At 59.3% G+C, this 19261-nt stretch carries 19 protein-coding genes; 9 read left to right on the top strand and 10 right to left on the bottom strand.

The features are described from left to right. The 4 genes from OLZ32_RS28935 to OLZ32_RS28920 form a co-directional block, all read right to left on the bottom strand. The coding region (locus tag OLZ32_RS28935) for a transposase (RefSeq protein WP_003545380.1) at positions 1-276 on the bottom strand (276 nt) is incomplete at its 3' end. Positions 277-283: 7 nt separating this feature from the next. Beyond that, the gene (locus OLZ32_RS28930; protein WP_264424181.1) at positions 284-1729 is read right to left on the bottom strand and encodes an HlyD family type I secretion periplasmic adaptor subunit; all 1446 of its coding nucleotides are present in this window, start codon (positions 1727-1729) and stop codon (positions 284-286) included. Positions 1730-1743: 14 nt separating this feature from the next. After that, entirely contained in the window at positions 1744-3459 is a 1716-nt protein-coding gene (locus OLZ32_RS28925) for a type I secretion system permease/ATPase (protein WP_264424179.1), read from the bottom strand. A 102-nt stretch (positions 3460-3561) separates the two neighbouring features. Continuing rightward, the gene (locus tag OLZ32_RS28920; RefSeq protein WP_003545387.1) at positions 3562-4137 is read right to left on the bottom strand and encodes a hypothetical protein; all 576 of its coding nucleotides are present in this window, start codon (positions 4135-4137) and stop codon (positions 3562-3564) included. A 464-nt stretch (positions 4138-4601) separates the two neighbouring features. On the opposite strand from OLZ32_RS28920, the gene OLZ32_RS28915 reads away from it, so the two are divergent. The 3 genes from OLZ32_RS28915 to OLZ32_RS28905 all read left to right on the top strand — a co-directional run bounded on the left by OLZ32_RS28915 (position 4602) and on the right by OLZ32_RS28905 (position 7621). Continuing rightward, complete coding sequence (locus OLZ32_RS28915; RefSeq protein WP_264424177.1) at positions 4602-5696, top strand: hypothetical protein; 1095 nt, start codon at positions 4602-4604, stop codon at positions 5694-5696. Between the two features lie 784 nt (positions 5697-6480). After that, positions 6481-7245: a LuxR C-terminal-related transcriptional regulator gene (locus tag OLZ32_RS28910; protein ID WP_264424174.1), complete on the top strand. Its 765-nt coding sequence runs from the start codon at positions 6481-6483 to the stop codon at positions 7243-7245. A 118-nt stretch (positions 7246-7363) separates the two neighbouring features. Further along, positions 7364-7621: a hypothetical protein gene (locus tag OLZ32_RS28905; RefSeq protein ID WP_017990241.1), complete on the top strand. Its 258-nt coding sequence runs from the start codon at positions 7364-7366 to the stop codon at positions 7619-7621. Positions 7622-7624: 3 nt separating this feature from the next. Here the strand turns inward: OLZ32_RS28905 and OLZ32_RS28900 are convergent, their stop codons facing one another. The 6 genes from OLZ32_RS28900 to OLZ32_RS28875 all read right to left on the bottom strand — a co-directional run bounded on the left by OLZ32_RS28900 (position 7625) and on the right by OLZ32_RS28875 (position 12942). After that, positions 7625-8350 carry an SDR family oxidoreductase gene (locus tag OLZ32_RS28900; RefSeq protein ID WP_003545401.1) on the bottom strand — a complete coding sequence of 242 codons (726 nt, stop codon included), beginning with the start codon at positions 8348-8350 and terminating at the stop codon, positions 7625-7627. 11 nt (positions 8351-8361) lie between these two features. After that, on the bottom strand, positions 8362-9423 hold the full coding sequence (locus tag OLZ32_RS28895) for an ABC transporter ATP-binding protein (protein WP_264424172.1): 1062 nt from the start codon (positions 9421-9423) through the stop codon (positions 8362-8364). A 60-nt stretch (positions 9424-9483) separates the two neighbouring features. Continuing rightward, positions 9484-9690 (bottom strand): DUF2160 family membrane protein, encoded by a 207-nt coding sequence (locus tag OLZ32_RS28890; protein ID WP_018447078.1) that lies wholly within the window; start codon positions 9688-9690, stop codon positions 9484-9486. A gap of 4 nt (positions 9691-9694) precedes the next feature. After that, positions 9695-10531, bottom strand: coding sequence for a carbohydrate ABC transporter permease (locus OLZ32_RS28885; protein ID WP_003556379.1), 837 nt, complete (start codon positions 10529-10531; stop codon positions 9695-9697). A gap of 4 nt (positions 10532-10535) precedes the next feature. After that, positions 10536-11411 (bottom strand): carbohydrate ABC transporter permease, encoded by an 876-nt coding sequence (locus OLZ32_RS28880; RefSeq protein ID WP_003545408.1) that lies wholly within the window; start codon positions 11409-11411, stop codon positions 10536-10538. Between the two features lie 97 nt (positions 11412-11508). Beyond that, complete coding sequence (locus OLZ32_RS28875) at positions 11509-12942, bottom strand: extracellular solute-binding protein (protein ID WP_222261797.1); 1434 nt, start codon at positions 12940-12942, stop codon at positions 11509-11511. 297 nt (positions 12943-13239) lie between these two features. Here OLZ32_RS28875 and OLZ32_RS28870 point away from each other — a divergent pair, with 297 nt between their 5' ends. The 6 genes from OLZ32_RS28870 to OLZ32_RS28845 all read left to right on the top strand — a co-directional run bounded on the left by OLZ32_RS28870 (position 13240) and on the right by OLZ32_RS28845 (position 19239). Further along, on the top strand, positions 13240-14124 hold the full coding sequence (locus tag OLZ32_RS28870) for a sugar phosphate isomerase/epimerase family protein (RefSeq protein WP_168277970.1): 885 nt from the start codon (positions 13240-13242) through the stop codon (positions 14122-14124). Positions 14125-14186: 62 nt separating this feature from the next. After that, the gene (locus OLZ32_RS28865) at positions 14187-15413 is read left to right on the top strand and encodes an ROK family transcriptional regulator (protein WP_264424168.1); all 1227 of its coding nucleotides are present in this window, start codon (positions 14187-14189) and stop codon (positions 15411-15413) included. Between the two features lie 30 nt (positions 15414-15443). Beyond that, on the top strand, positions 15444-16421 hold the full coding sequence (locus OLZ32_RS28860; protein WP_264424166.1) for a tagatose kinase: 978 nt from the start codon (positions 15444-15446) through the stop codon (positions 16419-16421). Further along, on the top strand, positions 16421-17698 hold the full coding sequence (locus OLZ32_RS28855; protein ID WP_264424184.1) for a D-tagatose-bisphosphate aldolase, class II, non-catalytic subunit: 1278 nt from the start codon (positions 16421-16423) through the stop codon (positions 17696-17698). Before OLZ32_RS28860 ends, OLZ32_RS28855 begins: the two co-directional genes overlap by 1 nt. Positions 17699-17728: 30 nt before the next feature. After that, positions 17729-18454, top strand: coding sequence for an SDR family oxidoreductase (locus tag OLZ32_RS28850; RefSeq protein WP_017990247.1), 726 nt, complete (start codon positions 17729-17731; stop codon positions 18452-18454). A gap of 11 nt (positions 18455-18465) precedes the next feature. Continuing rightward, positions 18466-19239, top strand: a complete 774-nt coding sequence (locus OLZ32_RS28845; RefSeq protein WP_018072508.1) for an SDR family NAD(P)-dependent oxidoreductase — start codon at positions 18466-18468, stop codon at positions 19237-19239. Positions 19240-19261 lie beyond the last annotated feature (22 nt).

Genomic DNA, 19261 nt, shown 5'->3' with positions numbered 1-19261 from the left:
GTGTCGCCCTTTCAATGTCTTCGCCAGCATCTCGCTCAGTGTTGCCGCCGAGAGCATGGATTCGGCCAAAAGCTTCTTCAGTTTCTGGTTCTCTTCCTCCAGTGCTCTCAACCTTTTGGCATGGAGACCGACATTCCCGAACTGCAAGGATTGCCACCGATAGAAGGTCGGCTCGCTGATACCGTGCTTGTGGCAAACATCTGCCACTGTCACTCCGGCTTGGTGCTCCTTCAGAATACCCGTAATCTGGTCGTCGTCGAATTTTCGTTTGCCCATCACCGTCTCAGTCCTCGCGAAATGCTCTGTTGAAACTGTCGAGGAGTGGTCTGACGGCATAGAGCGCCACGCTGCTTTGGCCCGTTTCGATCAGTGTCTGTGTGGGCATGCCGGCGACCAGTTCGACATCACGCATTTTCGCCAGCCGCTCGTCCGTGACACGGATCGTCGCGGCAAAGTAGGGCTGGCCGCTCTGCGGATCGGTGAGGCGGTCCGCTGAAACGTACTCGACCCGACCTTTCAGGAGCGGAACCCGCCGCTGATTGTATGGAAGGAGGTGGACCTGTGCCTCGAGCCCGGCACGGACAAGATGAATGTCTTCCGGTCTGACGTGGGCCGACACGACAAGGCGATCGGTGCGTGGCAAAAGATCGACGAGCGGTTCACCCGCGCCGATCACCCCTCCCGATGTGTGGATGCGCAGGTTCATGATGGTTCCATCCTCGGGAGCACGGATGTCGGTCCTCGACAGTTGGTCGTCGATCGCCCGCAAGCGCTCGCGCAGTTGCATGATCCGGCTTTCCGTATCGCGCATACCTTGGGCGACTTCGCTTAACCGGTCGCTCTCGAGCTTTGCGAGATCGGCCTGTGAGCCGCTGATCACCTGGTAGGCGCGAGAGATCTGTGCCTCCACTTGACCCTGCTGACCATCGAGGTCTGCTTTTTCCCGCTGTAGGTTGAGAAGTCTGCTCCTTCTTTCCAGTCCTTTGGCGCTGAGGATCGTAACCTGATCCAGTTCTTGGCTCGAGATTGTGGCTCTGTCGGCCAGTGCTGCCTTCTGCGCGCCAAGTCCGACGATTTCCTGCCGCACCTGCGCGATCTTTTCATTGGCGATCTGAATTTCCGCCTGCATGACCCGGCGACGGGCCTCGAAGATTTTCTGTTGCCCGATCAGAATCGCGCTGACCGAAGGATATTTGTCCATTGCTGCCCTGAGATCCTCAGGATAGGCGACATGGTCGCCGCCCGTCTGCTCCGCAAGCAGGCGGGCGCGACTTCCTTCCGCGTCCCAAAGTTGCCCTTGAATGCTGTCGCGCTCCGAGCGAGACTTCGTATCGTCGAGCTCTATCACGATTTGCCCGCCCATGACCGCATCGCCGTTTTTGACCAGTATCCGTCGGACAATCCCGCCTTCCAGATGCTGAATGGTCTTGCGGCTGGACTCCGGTTCGATCACGCCGGATGCGATCGCAGCGCTTTTCAGCGGCGCCAAGACCGACCAGATTCCTAATCCGACGATGAAAACCAGGATCAACAGGTTCCCCGTCCAGACAACGCCTCTGAGCCCCGGCATGGGCGAGGGGGGCGCGGGTCCGCGCTGTTTCGACTCGATCACCGGCAAATAGGCCGTCTGTCGCTTGGCTGTCGCTTTCGATTGTTGAGCCAGCTGCCCATCCGTCCTTGACGAATTTGGAAATCTCGCCGGCGTTGCGTCCAGTTGAACAAGGGCCATGGCAGCGTTTCTCCCTACGTTCCTGTTCGAGACGGTGGCTGAAGATAGGTTTCATAAATCCGCTCGCTGTCGCCGAAGGCCGCCACCGTTCCGTTACGCATGATCGCAATCTTGTTGGTGACCGGCAGGATCCCCATCCGGTGCGTTATGATAACGACGGTCATCCCCCTGGATTTCATGCGCTCGATTGCCGTGAACAGCATACGTTCGCCGTCATAGTCCAGGCTCGAATTCGGATCGTCGAGAACGATGAGAGAGGGATTTCCATAGGCCGCACGTGCCAGTCCCAGCTGTTGGCGCTGAGCCCGAAGGAGCAGGTTTCCACCTTCGCCGATATCGGTCTCGTAGCCCTGCGGCAGCCGCATGATCGCTTCGTGCAATCCAACCAGCTTTGCGGCGTCGATCGCTTTGCCGGGATCCCCTCCGTCCAGCCGGCCGATCACATCCTTGATTGCTCCGCCGAAGAGTTCGATGTCCTGCGGCAGATATCCGACGTGGCAGGTCCCACCGCAAAGGCGCAGAGCCGAGATATCGACCCCGCCGAGAAGAGCATATCCGCTCGTTGCTGGCACAACGCCTGCTATGACGCGACCGAGTGTCGATTTTCCCGATCCCGACGGACCGATGAGCGCTATGCAATCGCCTGGCGCGAGGCGCAATGTGATATCCGTCAATATCGGCCGATCGGCGAATGGCTTGAAATAGCTGACGTTATCGAGAACGAGGCCACTGGGTTCCGGTCGCGGCACCATTCGGGCATCGTGTTCCGATGCAACTGATATCAGCATTCTGTTCAAGCGATTGAAGGCATTACGCGCAAACGTAAAGGAGCGCCATGCACCTATTGCGCCCTCGATTGGTGCAAGCCCGCGCCCGAGCAGCAGGCTCGCAACGAAAATGATCCCGGCACTGCCATTGTTCGCAAGAACCAGCCAGGTCGCGGATCCCATCATCAGGATCTGCGCGAGTGTGCGGGTCGATTTGGAGAAACCGAGAATGATCTCCGTCCGATGCATTGCGATGTCCTGCGCCCTTCTTGCCATTTCCGCATCGCGGTAGACGATCAGCGCTGCGCCATCCTGCATTCCCATTGCCCGGATCACCTCGATGTTTTTGAGGGCGGTCGCAAATCGGATATAGCTTCTCGAAAGGGCAAGATTGGCGTGGGCAAGCGGCTCTCGCGTCGCCAGTTCCGTCATGAACGCAAACAGCAGCAGTGCGAGCGCGCTCAGCAGACCGATGGTCCCAAGCAGCGGATGAACGAGAAAGAGCAGGAGCAGGAATACCGGCGCCCAGGGGACATCAAAAAAAAGCGAGCTGGCCGGTGAATCGAGGAACTGGCGTAATGCGGCCAGGTCCCTGTAGCATTCCGTGGCGGCTCCCGTGTCGGCGCGAGCGGCATATTCGAACGATGCTGTCAGCACCATGGGCCGTAGCCTGTGGTCCAGCCAACTGCCGATGCGCGAAAGAGCTGCCCTGCGTACGATATCCAGCGCGGACCCGACCACCACGGCGATGGCGATGATCATCGTCAGCATCAGGAGCGTGTCAGCGCTTCGGCTCGACAGGACCCTGTCATAGATCTGCAGGAGATAGATGGAAGGCGCCAGAAGAAAGAGGTTGTAGCCGCAGCTATAGAGAAAGACCAACCCGAAGGCTCCGGCACAAGCCCGGAGCGCAACAACAAGCTGCGTCGGCGGGCGCGGTGGCTTTATGGAAATCGTTGTCATTACCAGATCTCGCTGCATTTGATACTGACGAGAAAAGACTGCGTGCTGTTCAGCAATTCAGGAGGGTCGCCAGCCGAAACCGGCGACCCTCAGAGTCTGAGTTCAGGAGCCGAGATGGTCGACGTCGATATGACCGAAGGCGTTTATGAAGTGATCGAGAGAATTGTTCACCGTCGTCGTTTCGGGATCCGTGTGAACCAGAGCTGACGAGATATCGCCGCCCAGAGCGTTGTTTCCGTTGCCGCCGTTGCCGCCGACGCCTGCAAGAATGGTCGCGTGCTGATCGGCCACAAGCTGTGTATATTGTGTCGCGGTCGTAGCCGCGTTCACGGTGGCCGTGTCGCCGCCGCTCGAGTTTCCTTGGCTGCCGTTGGAGTTTGAATCTCCCCCCGCGCCGCCGTCGCCGCTGTTCGTGACCGCCGCCAGGAAGCCGTTCTTGGCCTGAGCAAAGCCGCCGTCTCCGCCACTGCCGGCGTCCCAACCTGCCTTCTGCCAAACGTGATCGCCGTTGTGCAGATCGGTCGTTGCCCCGTAGACCGTTTGCACGGGGTCTACATATGCAACCGGGTTGTAGTTGATGTTCCCATCGTTGTGGCCATCACCGCCGTTGCCGGCATTCGCGTCACCGGCATCCGGATTGTTGAGATGAATCGTGTCGGATATCTGTGGAATAGGCATTGATGTCACTCCTTCTACTTCGTTTCGTCAGTGTTACTTTTACGGCGTCCCCCTGCAGCGTGCGTTCCAGCATGTCACCGCAGCCAATACAACCGCCGGCAAATACTGCCTGCGATTTAATCTTTGGCCTATCCAGATATTCGGTGACACTCATTCGGGCGTATACTTGGAGTGGCGGAGCGTTATTTGGATCGGTGCTTGGTAATTTGGTGCAGGGTGGCATGGTCATGATCACTCGTCGAAGCGATGCCAGCGCCTCTAAACCAAGGCGAATTAGCGCTCGCAAAGTCGCATGACGGCCGCTGCGGCCATGACAGCCAAATGGCTACAGCACTGGCCGACAGGATGTAGACGAATTGCAGGCTCTGCTTTTCCTGCGTTCAGATGCACAATGTCTGAACAATTCAGGCTGCATAACGCCGCATGCTCGGTGGACGTGCGGTCGACCGCGAATGGAGACGGTAATGGCTGAAACTCGTCCCTTATTGGAAGATCAGCCCAGGACGGGCACCGATCAATACCTCGCCTCCAATGCGGCCGCGGGGCATCTGGCATTGATGCCGACCTGGCTGCCATTGGATGTCGCTTCCGGTCCAAGTCATAATTCAGCCGGCAGCGGTGGCGACGGGATAAGCGAAGGCGTGATCAACAGCAATGCGTTGGCCGTCTTCATGCCGTCCAATGCCGCTATTGCGGGACCTCATTCGGGTGCCGACGCTTTCCAGGGCAATGATGCGCTCATCAATCAGCATCCCACCGAAATGGCCGGGATAGGCGGGAATGGCGGAAGCGGCAATGTTGCCATCGGTAGCGGCGATGGTGCCAATCATGCCGGCAGCGGGGGCAATGGGCTTTTCTACGGTGGACTGGTCAGCACCGAAGTCGCGCTGTTTGCCCCCGTCAATACTGCCGTGGCTGCTGGCCCCGGCGCGGAGGCTCATGCCGATCAAACGAACAACGCATTGTTTCTGCAGGGCGCAACCCAGATCGGCGGCATGGGCGGCTCGGGCGGAGACCATAACGTCGCGGGCCATGGTCCGTCGATGAGCCCAGGAACTGCGTTGACATTGACCGGCGATTTTTATGCAGGCCACGGCGGCGATGGATATTTCGTCGGCAGCATGGTCGACGTGAGTATCGCCATCTTCTCGCCGATCAACATCGCCATCGGCGCCGCAGGCGGATCGGCGGAGGCCCATCAGACAAACAATGTCATTTTCGATCAGGGCACTGTGCAGATCGCAGGCATCGGCGGCAATGGCGGTGGCTTCAACCTGTCGTCAGATACGATTTTCACCGGTAACCATGCGCTCGACGGTGGCGGTGGCGGGGTTGGATCGTCAACCGGCAGCATGGTAGACGTCAATTTCGGCTATTTCCATCCCATCAACATTGCCGTTCCCGCCGGCGGGACCGCCGACGCCCAACAGACCGATCATGTTCTCTATGATCAGCAAGCGCTTCAGTTGGCCGGCATCGCGGGCCACGGCGGAGACGGTAACCTCACGGACGCCCATTCGGCTCTCGTAGACGACATTCTGAGCTTCATGCATAGCTAGAGCATGATGCCGAAAAGTGTGAGCGGTTTTCGGAGGGCATCCTGTTCTCGCGGATAGACTCCCCGCTTGTATTGCGGTGGCTCAACTGCACGAAACCGTTCTTCGTGCGATCTTTCAAGCCATATGTTGAATTGTTTCCTCCGCCCGGCATTCAGCTCCTTGGGCCGACATGGCGCTGAACGGCGGGCTCACTGAGATCCCGAACATTCCAACATGACCTCATCCGCATTGTCGTCGATTTCGGCCGCCAGGGCCGTGACCTCCGGCCGCTATCGGTCGGTGCCGGCGTAGGCCGCCTGCGGGAGAACAATGCTAACTGGTATTAATGCATCATTAGAGCACAGTTTCACTAATCATAACGGGTAGTCGGCGATCTCAGGCTTTTGTTGATTTTCGCGTTTGTCGTTTTGCAGTCGGATCTGCGACTGCTTTGAATTGAGATCTGGAAACAAAGCCGAGCCGATCGGCAGCTCGTTATATCCAATGGCGCTTTCCGACGTGGGTCTGTAGCAGATCGGTTGCCTTTTCAGTGCCTTTGTAAGTTTTGTTGACCCGCTTGCCATACGTGAATTCGACGAAGGCTGGAAAGTCTACGGCGACAAGTTGAACCGGCAGGAATTCATGAAAAAGCTCTTCAATGTTCTCCGCAAGCCCAGTTATCTATCATTGATATCTTATAAACTATAAGAATTATCATGAGAGATCAGACTATTGATATCTGATATACACTCACTTTTTATCATGACATGTAGTGGAAACAGGAATAATATGAATAGCTGTTGCGTTGCAAATATTCGTGGGGAGCACGCAAGTGTCCGACATTACTGGAACTAGGCGCCGTATGGGGCGCAATGCACCAACTGTGATCATCATCGAGCATTCTACATTGGCGCGCACCACCGTGGTGAAGCTTCTTGAGCGTGAACTCGCCGGATGGAACGTTATAGATTTGATCTCGACCGAGAGTCTCGATAGTGCTCTTGGAGCCGAGGTGCGTTTGATTGTATTGGGTCTGGCCGGCAGAAGTGTTGAGAGCACCAGCCTGCGTGATGATCTCGCGGCGATTGCTGCACGTTTTCCTGAGGCTCCTGTCACGTTGCTCTCAGGTACGGATGACGCCATCATAGCCCGTCAGGCACTCAAGATGGGCATCCGCGGCTTTTTCTCGACTTCACTTCCCGTTGACATTGCTCTTGCCGGTCTTCGTCTCGTTCTGGCAGGAGGAACATTTTTCCCGCAGCTATTGGGAGCTGCTGCAAACGGCTCAAGCGAGCATAGTCCGGCCAGAAGTGAAGCCGAAAAGAGCTTGGATGATAGGACGCAGTACCTAGCGATTGCTGATTTCACTCCCCGGGAAGCGGATGTTCTCGCAGAGCTGCAATGCGGCTGCTCAAATAAGGTCATTGCGGGAAAACTCAATTTGTCGGGGCATACGGTGAAGATGCATTTACAACACATTATGCGTAAGTTGCAGGCACAGAACCGCACTGAAGTGGTTGCCCGCTTAATTCAAAGAGCCGCCAGTGGGCCTGACGTCTCGCCGAGTTAGGCGGTGCCGCCGGTACCGGGGAGTATCGGCGTTCGTTCGTTTCAACGGGTCTCATATCGTGATGCCCTGACGGGAACCGCGACTCCCGCCGTCCGTTACCCTTTGAGGAACGGAGGACATGGACATGCGCAAGAAAAAAGCCATCGTCGAGGCAGCGCTTGAATCCGAGTACGAGCGCCAGGCGCTCGGGATCATGAATACGGAGCAAGCTCTGAAGCTTGAGGATTCCGCCGGGCTTGTTTTCAGCCATCCGGATAAAGAGGCCGGCGTGACGGATCACTTTGTCGATCAAGATGAGCTGCGCCGATTGGTGCGGCGGTCAACGCCGCCGCTTTCCCGATTGCAATCGCAGCCTCGTACGACGCGTTCGTCCTGAACTTCAAGCAATCATGTAACCGCCGTCCACCGGCATCGATATCCCGTTCACCATGGCAGCCTGATCGGAGAGCAGGAAAAGAACAACCTCGGCGATATCTGCCGGCTCGGCGAAGCGACCGACGGGAATTCGCTTCATCATCCCCGCCGCCTTCTCGGGATCGCTCCATGCCTTCACCGCCATCGGCGTCAACGTCACCGTTGGATGGACGCCGTTGGCGCGGATGCCGTGCGGCGCAAGCTCCTTGGCCATGACCCGCGTCAAGCCATCCAATCCACCCTTCGACGCGCAATAGGCGGCGTGGTCGGGGATGCCGACGAAGGATGCGACCGACGAGACATTGACGATGGCGCCTTTGCGGCCATCCTTGATCAGCGACCGGGCATATTCCTGGGCGACGATCATCGGAGCACGCGTGTTGACCGCGACGAGACGATCGAATGCTTCCACGGTTGTCTCCAGGAACGGCTGGAGTTCGGTCGTGCCGGCGCAGTTGATAAGGAAATCTGCGGGAAGGGCAGCGATCGCTGCCTCTCTAGTCGCATCGGCGTCCGCGAGATCGACCTGGATTGCCCGGCAGCCGAATTCCCCTCGCAGCGCTTCGACGTCGGCAGCACTGCGGGTCAGCGCGACGACCTGCGCACCCCGTTCGGCGAGCATCCTTACGATTTCGCGTCCGATGCCTTTGCCGGCGCCGGTCACGATCACCGTCTTTCCTTTGAAGTCCATGGGGCGTTCTCCTACAGTCTCTGGCCTGTTTCCCGATCGAAGATATGCGCACGCCGGGGATCGATGTGGAAGTACATAGTCCGTCCGGGATCGACCTCGATGCGCTCTCGGATCAGCGCGTCGATCGGCACGCCTCCCGTGCGGCCGAAGATCAATGTCTCCGAACCCGTCGGCTCGAACACCGATACCTCGACCGGAACGCCTTCTTCGGCGATCGTGATGTGCTCCGGTCGAATGCCGTAGGTAACGGCTCTTCCTTCATCCGCATTTGTGTCTGCCATCGGAAGGACGATGCCCTGGTCGGTGACGACGATCTTCCTGCCGTCGCTTGTGGCTATGCGGCCCTGAAGGAAGTTCATCGATGGGCTGCCGATGAAGCCGGCGACGAAGAGGTTTACGGGGAAGTCGTAGAGATCGAGCGGCTTGCCGATCTGCTCGACCCTGCCGTCGCGCATCACCACGATCTTGTTGGCCATCGTCATCGCCTCGATCTGATCGTGCGTAACGTAGACGGTGGTGGTCTTCAGCCGCTGATGAAGCTCCTTGATCTCGACACGCATGGTGACGCGGAGTTTGGCGTCGAGGTTCGACAACGGCTCGTCGAACAGGAAGACCTGCGGATCGCGGACGATGGCACGACCCATCGCCACGCGTTGACGCTGTCCGCCGGACAGCTGCTTCGGATAGCGGTCGAGATAACGCGTCAGGTCGAGGATCTCGGCTGCCCTGCCGACCTTCTCGGCGATCTCCGCCTTCGGACGCTTGGCCATTTTCAACGGAAAGCCCATATTTTCGGCGACGGTCTTATGGGGATAAAGCGCGTAGCTCTGAAACACCATCGCGATGTCACGGTCCTTCGGGGGAGCATTGGTGACGACACGGCTGCCAATCCGGATATCTCCGCTGCTGACCGTCTCCAGCCCGGCGATCATCCGGAGCAGGGTGGATTTGCCGCAGCCGGATGGACCCACCAGCACGACGAATTCGCCGTCCTCGATGTCGACGCTCACGCCATGCATGACCTGAAGAGAGCCATATTTCTTGGTGACGTCGCTAACCTGTACGTTTGCCAATGTCGTTCCCCCTAAAGCAGCACGATTTGTGACTTGATGTCGTTGACGGAATTCATCATCTCATCCCTTCCAGACGATATAGGCGCCAAGGACTGCCGAGATTGCCGCCGCGAACCATACGGAAAGCCCGAACGGCTCGATGAACCGCATCCAGAACAGCGAGAGCGCGACCCAGATCACGATCGAGATGAAGAGCCGGTCGAACCAGTTCGTTTCGATTGGCAGGAAGCCTGGCTTGGGTTCGTTATTTCCTGATTGAGATGTCATCGTTTCATCCTTTCACGGCGCCGAAGGTCAGGCCGGCGACGATGTGACGCTGCACCACCGAAAAGACGATGAGCGCCGGAACCAATGTCAGCATGGAGATCGCGGCCATGATGCCCCACGCCGTCCCCGTCGTCGTCACATATTCCGACAGGCCGGTGGTGAGTGTCCGCGCATGGAAGTTGGTGAGCGTTGCCGCCAGCAGGTATTCGTTCCACGCAAACACCCAGGTCAGGATCAGCGTCACCGCAAGTCCGGGCCGTGCCAAAGGAAAGATGATATCATAGAGGACGGTCCATGGGCTCGCGCCGTCCATATAGGCCGCCTCGTCCAATTCCTTCGGAATGCCTTCCACGGTCGGGCGCAGCGTCCAGATGGCGAAGGGAAGGTTGAAGGAGCAATAGACCAGGATCATGCCCAGCTTGGAATCGGCGAGCGAGAAGTCGCCGATCCTGTAGACCTGCGTCAGCAGCAGGAAAAGCGGCAGCAGGAAGACCGCTGGCGGCGCCATGCGGTTGGTGATCGTCCAGAAGAAGATGCTTTCCTTGCCGGCGAGGTCGAAGCGCGTCAGGGCGTAGCAGGCAAGGAAGCCGAGCGTGGTGACGAGCAGCGCGTTGCCCGACGAAATGATCATCGAGTTGAGCATGTATCCGCGCAAGGTCGGATTGGTCAGCACGTCCTGGTAGTTCTTCCAGAAGAAGCTTCGGAGAATGACATCGGGCGTCGAGAACAGGTCGAAGGGCTGTTTCACCGATATGACGAAGAGCCAGTAGATCGGGAAAAGGGTCGCGAGGCTTATCAGGGTCCAGAGGACGACCGGAAGCCAGGGAAAACGGGTCTTCATCGCTTCAACCTCTCTTCACGCGGGGTGCAATCAAACCGACATAGAGCAGCCAGCAGACGACGATGGTGAGATAGAGGACGATGACGGAGATCGCCGAACCGTAGCCGTAATTCGTCTTGGGAAAGACTTCCCTGAAGATATGGACGCCGATATAGCGCGTCGAAGAACCCGGACCGCCGCCGGTCAGCATCAAGACTTCGTCGACGGTGCGCAGCGCGTCCATCAGCCTGATGAACACTGTGGCGAGCAGGGCCGGGCGGATCAGGGGGAGCGTGATGTGCCAGAAGATCTGGCTTTTGCCGGCGCCGTCGATCTGCGCCTGCTCGAACGGGTCTGATGGAAGCGAGACGAGTGCGGCGATCAGCGAGAGGGTGACGAGCGGCGTCCAGTGCCAGATGTCCATGATGACAGTGACGGTGAAGGCCGCGACAGCGCTCTGGCCGATATTCAGATCGTAGCCGAACCAGCTCCTCAGAAGATAGGGAATGATGCCGATGGACGGGGTGGTCATCAGCTTCCAGACTGAGCCGACTATGATCGGCGCCATGATCAGGGGAAGAGTATGGATCGTGCGAAACACCGCTTTTCCGGGAAAGTCCTTGAGCAGCGCCTGGGCGAGGATGTAGCCGAGGACCAGCTCCGACACGACCGCGAAGAAGACGAATGTCAGAGTTATGCCGAGCGATGCCAGGAACTGCGGGTCGAAGACGAGCCGCCGATAGTTCTCAGCCCAGTTGAAGATCATGCCCGGATTGGCCGCGAACGGGTTCCATGAATGGAAAGAGACCCAGAGGACGTAGATGAACGGAAAGATCCCGAACAGTCCGAGGATCACTATGGTCGGTGACAGCAACAGCCACCCGAGCTTCTGCGAATGCATCGCCTATCCCCCATTGAACACTATGTGGATGTCCGCTCCATCTGGGAACGGAAGATGACGGGTCGTCGGAACGACCCGTCAAGTTGGGGAGGATGTTTTATTTGCGATAGCCGAGCGAGGTGAGTTCTTCTTCGGCCTTGGCCGCCATCTGGTCGAGGCCTTCATCGGGACCGATCTTGCCGGTCAGGATGTCGTAGAAGATAGGAGCGGTCGCTTCACGTACCTGCGCATGGAAGGGGTAGGGGGGAGCGCCGGCGAAGAGCTTGCCGTCGTCCTTCAGCATCGTGTAGAAGCCGCCGAGCTTGACGTCCATCTCCTTCACCTTCGGATCGTCGAACGTCGCCGTGTTGGTGATGCGCGGTGCGGCGATGGCCCAATCGGGCTGCACTTCGTTCTGACCGATGAATTCGAGGAACAGCAGTGACGCTTCCTTGTTCTTGGACGTGACCGGCACGCCGAAGGCGCCGCCATCGTAGTAGCCGATATAGCCCTTTCCAGCTTTCGCGTCGTCCAGCACGCCCGGCTCGAGCGGCGGCAGAGCGAAACCGACCTGGCCGACCACTTTCGACTGCGCCGGATCGCTCGCGATCCACGCGGCGTTCTCACCATAGATCAGTCCCTGGGCGACGCGGCCCGCGGCGAAGGTCGTCGCGGTTTCCGTCCAGGTTGACTGCGTCGATTCCGGAGGAGCGATGTCGCGCAGGTGCAGCCAATACTTCAACGCGGCCTTTGCCTTGTCGCCGTTCATCGCGCCGCCGTGTTCGACCGTCGCCGCATAGTTGTTCTTGGCGTCGATGCCCCAATTGTAGACGCCGAAGGTCGGCGCGATGGACTCGAAGAATTCATACCAGGACGCCGGATGGCCTGTATGTGCCTGAGCGGTGGTGCCCCAGAGCTCCATGCCGTTGTCCTTGCCGTACTTCGTGAAGAAGTCGGCGATCTCGGTGTATTCCGCGTGTGTGGTCGCCGGCTTCAGGTCCTTGCCGGTTTCCTTCTTGAAGGCTTCCTTGATCTTCGGATCGTCGAAGAGGTCCTTGCGATAGAGATACGCCTTCAGGAAGGCTTCCATCGGAACGCCGAAGAGATCGCCGCTCGAGTCCTTGAAATAGTCGGCAAAGCTGGTGAAGTTGGCGTCGTCGTAGGTCGGCGCCTTCAGATCAGGCTGTTCTTTCAGCGTCTTCGTGATGTCGACGAGGAAATTCCTGGCGAGATAGGAGTAGATGATGTCCTGCTCGATATAGACCATGTCATAGATGCCGGTCTTGGCTTCCATGTCCTTGATGGCCTTGTCGTACATCTGATCCCAGGACGTCGTCTCGATGTCGACCTTGATGCCGGTCTTCTTTTCGAATTCCGGAGCCAGCACGGTCCTGATGTAGTTCGATGGCGGGGTGCTTTCGGTGACGCCGTGCAGTGTCACGCCCTTGAATTTGGCGCCGGCGTCGGACCAGAAGTCAGCCCAGGCCGGCGAAGCAGTGGTGGCGAGGCCGAGCGTCAGCGCAAGCGCGCTAGCCTTCAAAGCATAATTCATTTTCAATCCTCCCAAAGTGCAGCGAGATCATTTCGCCGGTCCTTTGTGTAGGCCAAAAAAACTGACGACGCAACATTTGTTGTCTAAACATGCAAATAGATGATCTATCCCCTTGATTTTTGCAGAAACTAAATTCCGGCGGAGGGTGCGATGCAATGGTGAGAAGTGTAATATATTGCATTGCAAGGTAATTTTGCAAAGCAGCATAAGAATTTCAGCCAAAATTATTTGTTGTCTTGCCAAACTAAATGGCATAGCACTGTCCGCAGCCAAAGGCATTTTTTGGAGGAAAAGGCTATGCGTCGATTGGGTATCCATTCATTTGTATGGACAGGCGGCCAAACGCAGGAAGGGCTGGAAATGGCCCTCAACAAGACGGCCGAACACGGATATCGCACCATCGAATTTGCCTATCTGCGCCCCGAGAAATTCAATCTCGATCGATTGGCAAAGCTTGCGCAGTCGCTTGACGTGGAGATTGGCGTGACGATGGGCCTGCCACTCGACAGGGACGTATCGAGCGAGGACATGTCTGCGGTATCCGCCGGCAAGCAGACGCTGGCCGACGCCGTTCGGGCGGTCCGTGATATCGGCGGCAACAAGCTCGGCGGAATTCTCTATTCCGCGCACACCAAATATAATCGCCAGCCGACGAAGAAGGGCTGGGACAACAGCGTCGCCGCGATCGCCGCGACCGCCGAGGTCGCCAGACAAGCGAACGTCGACCTCGTCCTGGAGGTTGTCAACCGGTTCGAGACCAATCTGCTGAATACGGCGGCGCAGGGGCTGAAGTTCATCGCCGAGACCGGATCGGAGCATGTCCGTCTCCACCTCGACACGTTCCATATGAACATCGAGGAAGCCAATCCGGCCGCCGCGATCCGCCTGGCCGGCGACAAGATCGGTTACTTCCACATCGGCGAGAGCAACCGCGGCTATCTCGGCGACGGCGTCATCAACTTCGATCTGATCTTCGACGCTCTGCTCGACATCGACTACAAGCGCGACATCGTGTTCGAAAGCTTCTCGACGACGGTCGTGGACGAAGGCCTGTCGCTCGCCTGCGCGATCTGGCGCGACACCTGGGAGGATAATGATCCGCTTGCGGCGCACGCGAAGCGCTACATCGAGCTGAAATATGACGAGGCCAAGCGCCGCCGCGCCACAAACGCGCGGCCCTGATTATCCTTCTGACAGCCTGTTCCAGTCGTGTAAGGGTTGGGCCGACTGAAGGGAATTGAAATATGAACGACACCGTCTCCATCGGAAGTTCGCCGCGCAGGATCCGGCAGAACAATATCGTCGCCGCCTTGCAGACGATCTATGCCCACCGAAGCCTCAGCCGGGCGGATCTCGCCCGGAAGCTCGGGATGAATCGCTCATCCTCGGGAGAGATCGTCGCCGAACTGACGGAAGGCGGGTTCGTTCAGGAGTCGGACGAGAGCGGCAAGCAGCGCCTGGAACATTCCCGTGCCGGGCGTCCGGGTATCATGCTCGAACTGGTCCCCGATGCCGCATTCTTCGTCGGGATAGAGATTGGCGTCGAGCATATATCGGCTGCAGTTGTCGATCTCTCCGCCGAAGTCCGGGCATGTCGGAAAATCGCGTTCGACACCATGTCTTCGACAGTGGAGGAGGCCGTGGCGCGGGGTGTCGACCTGATTGTCGGCGCGATGGAAAAGAGGATGATCGGACGGTGCAAAGGTCTCGGCATATCGGCGCCGGCCCACATCCGGCCGGACGGAATTGTCACCCTCGCACCCATCATCGGCTGGCGAGAGGTGTCGTTGAAGGAGATTGGTCGATCCGCCTTCCTGGCCGCCTTCCCGGCCGCCGTCCCGATCGCGGTTGAAAACGACGCCAACGCGTTTGCGATCGGCGACAGCTATCGTCACGGCGTCTCAGGCGTGACCCTGTTCCTGCTGATGGAAACCGGCGTCGGCGGAGGCATCATGATCGATGGCAAGCTGTTCCGGGGCGGCCACGGCCTGGCGGGAGAAATCGGCCACACCCTGGTGCCGGGAAGCGGCGGTCAGAAGTTTGAACAGCTGATCGGTCGCGAGGTGCTGATCAGGCAGTATCGCGAGGCTATTGGACGTAAGCACGTCGATCTGCAGGAGTTCCTTGGCGACGTTCATGACCGTGTCCCGGCCGCGGTCAATATCGCCGAAACCTGGTCGCGCCATCTCGCATACGCATTGCTGCAGGCCTGTCGTCTGCTCGACCCTGACAGGATCGTGCTGGGTGGCTCCGTGGCGTCCCTCTACCCGATGGTGGCGGCCCGGGTGGCGGTCCACATGTCGGAGGGACAGAATATACCTTTCCCCATGCCGGAGATCGTCGTGGACGATGATGCGGAGTTCGGTTCCGCCTTCGGGGCGGCGTGCATGTTGCACCAGCGCTTTCTGTCATTGGAGAGCGAGGAGTTCGGCGGCGAGGACGGTGCGCCGGTCCAGTCGGCGACGAGTTGATGACAAGAACGATCGAAAGCAGGATTGCAAATGACTTCAGTACTGGCTCCGGACCCGCTTGGTCCCACGGTTTGCGTAGGGGAGATCCTCGTCGAGATCGTCGCCACGACGGTCGGAGACGGTTTTCTTGAAGCCCAGCCGCTCGTCGGTCCGTTCGCGAGCGGAGCGCCGGCGATCTTCATCTCGCAGTGCGGGCGCCTCGGCGGCAAGGCCGCCATGGTCGGCGCCGTCGGCGATGACGATTTCGGTCGTGTCAATACCGATCGCCTCAAACGCGACGGCGTCGATGTTTCGACGATCTCGATCGATCCGGATTATCCCACAGGAAGCGCTTTTGTCCGCTACCGCAAGGATGGCTCCCGGGATTTCGTCTATAACATCGCCACTTCAGCAGCCGCGCGCTTCGGCTGGTCTCAAACGGTCGGCGATCTCATCCATCGGAGCGGCCATCTTCACGTGATGGGTTCCGCTCTGTCGGTCCCCAGCGCGCGCGCGGTGATCGACAAGGCGGTCGACATCGTCAAGGCACGCGGGGGAACGCTCTCGGTGGATCCGAACATTCGCAAGGAATTGAAGCTGGACAAGGACACCGAGCGACGGTTTTCCAAGCTTGTCGCTGCCGCCGATCTGCTTCTGCCGTCTGGAGAAGAGCTTGAGCGCGCCGCAGGTGTCGAAGGCGAGGCAGAAGCGATCCACCGCTTGTTCGAGGTGGGCGTCAAGGAGATCGTGCTGAAGCGCGGCGCCGAAGGCGCGACCTATTTCGGCAGGGACGGAGACCGCATCGACGCTCCGGCATTTGTCGTTCAAGAGGTCGATCCGACCGGCGCCGGCGACTGCTTCGGCGGTGCCTATCTCACCTGCCGGCGGCTCGGAATGTCTCCGCAGCAAGCTCTGACCTATGCCTCGGCCGCTGGCGCCCGCAACGTGATGGTCCTCGGTCCGATGGAAGGCGCCGGCACGCAGCAAGAACTCGATGCGTTCATCGCATCAACGGAAAGGCGTCCGTGATGCAGGTGCATCTCAACGAACTGGCCAGGCTGAGGATCGAAGGCCACCCCAGAGGGCTGACCTCCGTATGCTCGGCCCATCCCATCGTGCTTCGGGCAGCACTCCGACACGGGCGGCAACAGGCAAGCAGCGTCCTGATCGAAGCGACCTGCAACCAGGTCAATCACCTCGGCGGCTACACCGGAATGACGCCAAGCGACTTCGCCGCCCTCGTCCGCAAAATAGCAGTCGAGGAAGGGTGCCCGGAAAATCTGATCGTTCTCGGCGGCGATCATCTCGGTCCCAATCCTTGGCGCGACCGCCCGGCCGAAGAGGCCATGGCCGAGGCGGAGAAGATGGTTGCCGCCTATGTCGAGGCCGGGTTCCGCAAGATTCACCTCGATGCCTCGATGGGTTGCAAGGGCGAGCCGGTAGCGCTCGATGACGAAACCACCGCCCATCGCGCCGCCCGGCTCGCGGCGGTCGCCGAGGTCTCGGCGAAGAGGGCCGGCGGCGCCATGCCGGTTTATGTCATCGGCACCGAAGTGCCGCCGCCGGGCGGGGCCGACCATGCCCTGACAACGATCGAACCGACGGCGGCCTCAGCGGCGTTGAAGACGATCGAAGTCCACCGCCGGATCTTTACGGAGGCCGGACTCGGGCAAGCGTTTGGACGGGCTATCGGGCTGGTCGTTCAGCCGGGCGTCGAGTTCGGCAATCAGAATGTCATCCTTTACGACCGCAGCAAGATAGACGCGCTGAAATCGGTGCTCACCGACGAGCCGCAATTCGTCTTCGAGGCGCACTCGACGGACTATCAGGGGACCCGGCCTTTGACCGCGCTGGTGGAGGACGGGTTTCCCATTCTGAAGGTCGGTCCGGAACTGACCTTCGTCCTGCGCGAGGCGCTCTACGCGCTGGATGCGATCGCGTCGGACCTTTTGCCCGATTACGGCCAGCGTCCGCTCTATGCGGCGATGGAGGCGCTGATGCTCGATCAACCAGCCAACTGGAGCCGCCACTACCACGGCACAAACGCCGAGATGCGCTGGCTGCGGCACTATTCGCTGTCTGACCGCATCCGCTATTATTGGGCGTCGGCTGAAGCGCAAGAGGCGGTCCGGCGCCTGTGCGAGGCCCTTCGAGGCCAAACCGTACCGCTGCCATTGCTTTGGCAGCATATGCCGGCCGCTCAGGATTTCGCAGATGCGCCGCTCGATCCGGAACAGGTTTTGATCTGGAGAGTGACGAAGAGTCTCTCGGACTATCACGCCGCTTGCGGCGTCGGGAAGAATTGACAATCAGGATCAAGACAGGAGGAAAAATCGATGACGGAATTGAATGGGAAGATCGCGGCGGTCACAGGTGCAGCGTCCGGAATAGGGCTGGCTTCGACGGAGGCAATGCTCGCCGCTGGCGCGACGGTCGTGCTGGTCGACCGCGATGAGAAGGCCCTTGAGACGGTTTGTGCCCGGCTTGGCGAGCGCGCTATTCCGCTGGTGCTCAACTTGCTGGATCCGCACCAGTGCGCGGGATTGCTCGAGGGCATCCTGTCGAAGACCGGCAAGCTCGATATCCTGCATGCCAATGCAGGCACCTATATCGGCGGCGACCTGATGGAGACCGATCTCGATACCATCGACCGGATGCTCAATCTCAACGTCAATGTTGTCATCAAGAACGTTCGCAACGTCATTCCGCACATGATCGAACGTGGCACCGGCGACATTGTCGTCACCAGTTCTGTCGCTGGACATTCGGCGATTCCATGGGAACCTGTCTATTCGTCGTCGAAATGGGCGATGACATGCTTCGTCCAGACGATGCGACGCCAGCTTCTGAAAAATGGCATTCGTGTGGGGTCGGTTTCTCCAGGGCCGGTGATCAGCGCTTTGCTTGCGGATTGGCCGGAGGAAAACCTTCGCAAGGCCAAGGAGGCCGGAGCTTTGATCGAGCCGAAGGAAGTCGCCGACGCGATCATCTTCATGCTGACCCGGCCGCGCAACGTCACAATCCGCGATATCGTGGTGCTTCCTAGCGCATTCGACATCTGAAGGAGCCGAACATGAGTTACCAGCAGAAATTTCGCCTCGACGGCGAACGGGCGGTGGTCACAGGCGGAGGGCGTGCGATCGGGCTCTGCTGCACCGAGGCGCTGGCGGAGGCGGGCGCCGCTGTCGTCGTCATCGAACGCAGCGAGGCCGACGCTGAGCAAGCGCTTGCGCTGCGCGACAGAGGCTACGACGTCGAAGTCCGGGTGGGCGACGTCACCGACGCGGCCCGAATGGACGCGATCGCGGCTGAGCTCGCCGATGGCGGCCGGCCGGCGACGATCCTCGTCAACAATGCCGGAATTGGCCAGAGCGGCATCCCGGCGCAGGATCTCACTGACGCCGATTGGCTGCGCATGATGGACGTCAATCTCAACGGCGTCTTCTGGTGCTCGCGCGCCTTTGGTCGTCCGATGATTTCGATGAAAAGGGGCGCCATCGTCAACCTCGGCTCGATGTCGGGGCACATCTGCAACCGGCCCCAGCCTCAGACGGCCTATAACGTCTCCAAGGCGGCGGTCCATCACCTCACGCGTTCGTTGGCCGCCGAGTGGGCGCATCACGGCATCAGGGTAAACGCCGTCGCGCCCACCTACATCGAGACGCCGATGGTGGTGGCCGTCGAAGCCAATCGCGAGCGTATCCCGCTCTGGCTCGCCGACACGCCGATGGGAAGAATGGGAACGCCGGAAGAGGTTGCCAGCGCCGTCCTCTTCCTTGCATCGGGCGCCGCCAGCCTCATGACCGGGGCGATCGTCAACGTCGATGCAGGGTTCACCTGCTGGTAGTCGGTCCCGGACGAGGCGCGAG

Source organism: Rhizobium acaciae, from assembly GCF_025941625.1.
Classification (GTDB): Bacteria; Pseudomonadota; Alphaproteobacteria; order Rhizobiales; family Rhizobiaceae; genus Rhizobium; species Rhizobium acaciae.
Note: the sequence above shows the minus strand (reverse complement) of the source record. Positions and strands in the feature narration are given on the sequence as shown.

Excerpts from the sequence above, each read along its gene's own strand:
- OLZ32_RS28930 (WP_264424181.1), bottom strand. The coding sequence starts at position 1,729 with ATGGCCCTTGTTCAACTGGACGCAACGCCGGCGAGATTTCCAAATTCG.
- OLZ32_RS28925 (WP_264424179.1), bottom strand. The coding sequence starts at position 3,459 with ATGACAACGATTTCCATAAAGCCACCGCGCCCGCCGACGCAGCTTGTT.
- OLZ32_RS28920 (WP_003545387.1), bottom strand. The coding sequence starts at position 4,137 with ATGCCTATTCCACAGATATCCGACACGATTCATCTCAACAATCCGGAT.
- OLZ32_RS28915 (WP_264424177.1), top strand. The coding sequence starts at position 4,602 with ATGGCTGAAACTCGTCCCTTATTGGAAGATCAGCCCAGGACGGGCACC.
- OLZ32_RS28905 (WP_017990241.1), top strand. The coding sequence starts at position 7,364 with ATGGACATGCGCAAGAAAAAAGCCATCGTCGAGGCAGCGCTTGAATCC.
- OLZ32_RS28900 (WP_003545401.1), bottom strand. The coding sequence starts at position 8,350 with ATGGACTTCAAAGGAAAGACGGTGATCGTGACCGGCGCCGGCAAAGGC.
- OLZ32_RS28890 (WP_018447078.1), bottom strand. The coding sequence starts at position 9,690 with ATGACATCTCAATCAGGAAATAACGAACCCAAGCCAGGCTTCCTGCCA.
- OLZ32_RS28885 (WP_003556379.1), bottom strand. The coding sequence starts at position 10,531 with ATGAAGACCCGTTTTCCCTGGCTTCCGGTCGTCCTCTGGACCCTGATA.
- OLZ32_RS28880 (WP_003545408.1), bottom strand. The coding sequence starts at position 11,411 with ATGCATTCGCAGAAGCTCGGGTGGCTGTTGCTGTCACCGACCATAGTG.
- OLZ32_RS28875 (WP_222261797.1), bottom strand. The coding sequence starts at position 12,942 with ATGAATTATGCTTTGAAGGCTAGCGCGCTTGCGCTGACGCTCGGCCTC.
- OLZ32_RS28870 (WP_168277970.1), top strand. The coding sequence starts at position 13,240 with ATGCGTCGATTGGGTATCCATTCATTTGTATGGACAGGCGGCCAAACG.
- OLZ32_RS28865 (WP_264424168.1), top strand. The coding sequence starts at position 14,187 with ATGAACGACACCGTCTCCATCGGAAGTTCGCCGCGCAGGATCCGGCAG.
- OLZ32_RS28860 (WP_264424166.1), top strand. The coding sequence starts at position 15,444 with ATGACTTCAGTACTGGCTCCGGACCCGCTTGGTCCCACGGTTTGCGTA.
- OLZ32_RS28855 (WP_264424184.1), top strand. The coding sequence starts at position 16,421 with ATGCAGGTGCATCTCAACGAACTGGCCAGGCTGAGGATCGAAGGCCAC.
- OLZ32_RS28850 (WP_017990247.1), top strand. The coding sequence starts at position 17,729 with ATGACGGAATTGAATGGGAAGATCGCGGCGGTCACAGGTGCAGCGTCC.
- OLZ32_RS28845 (WP_018072508.1), top strand. The coding sequence starts at position 18,466 with ATGAGTTACCAGCAGAAATTTCGCCTCGACGGCGAACGGGCGGTGGTC.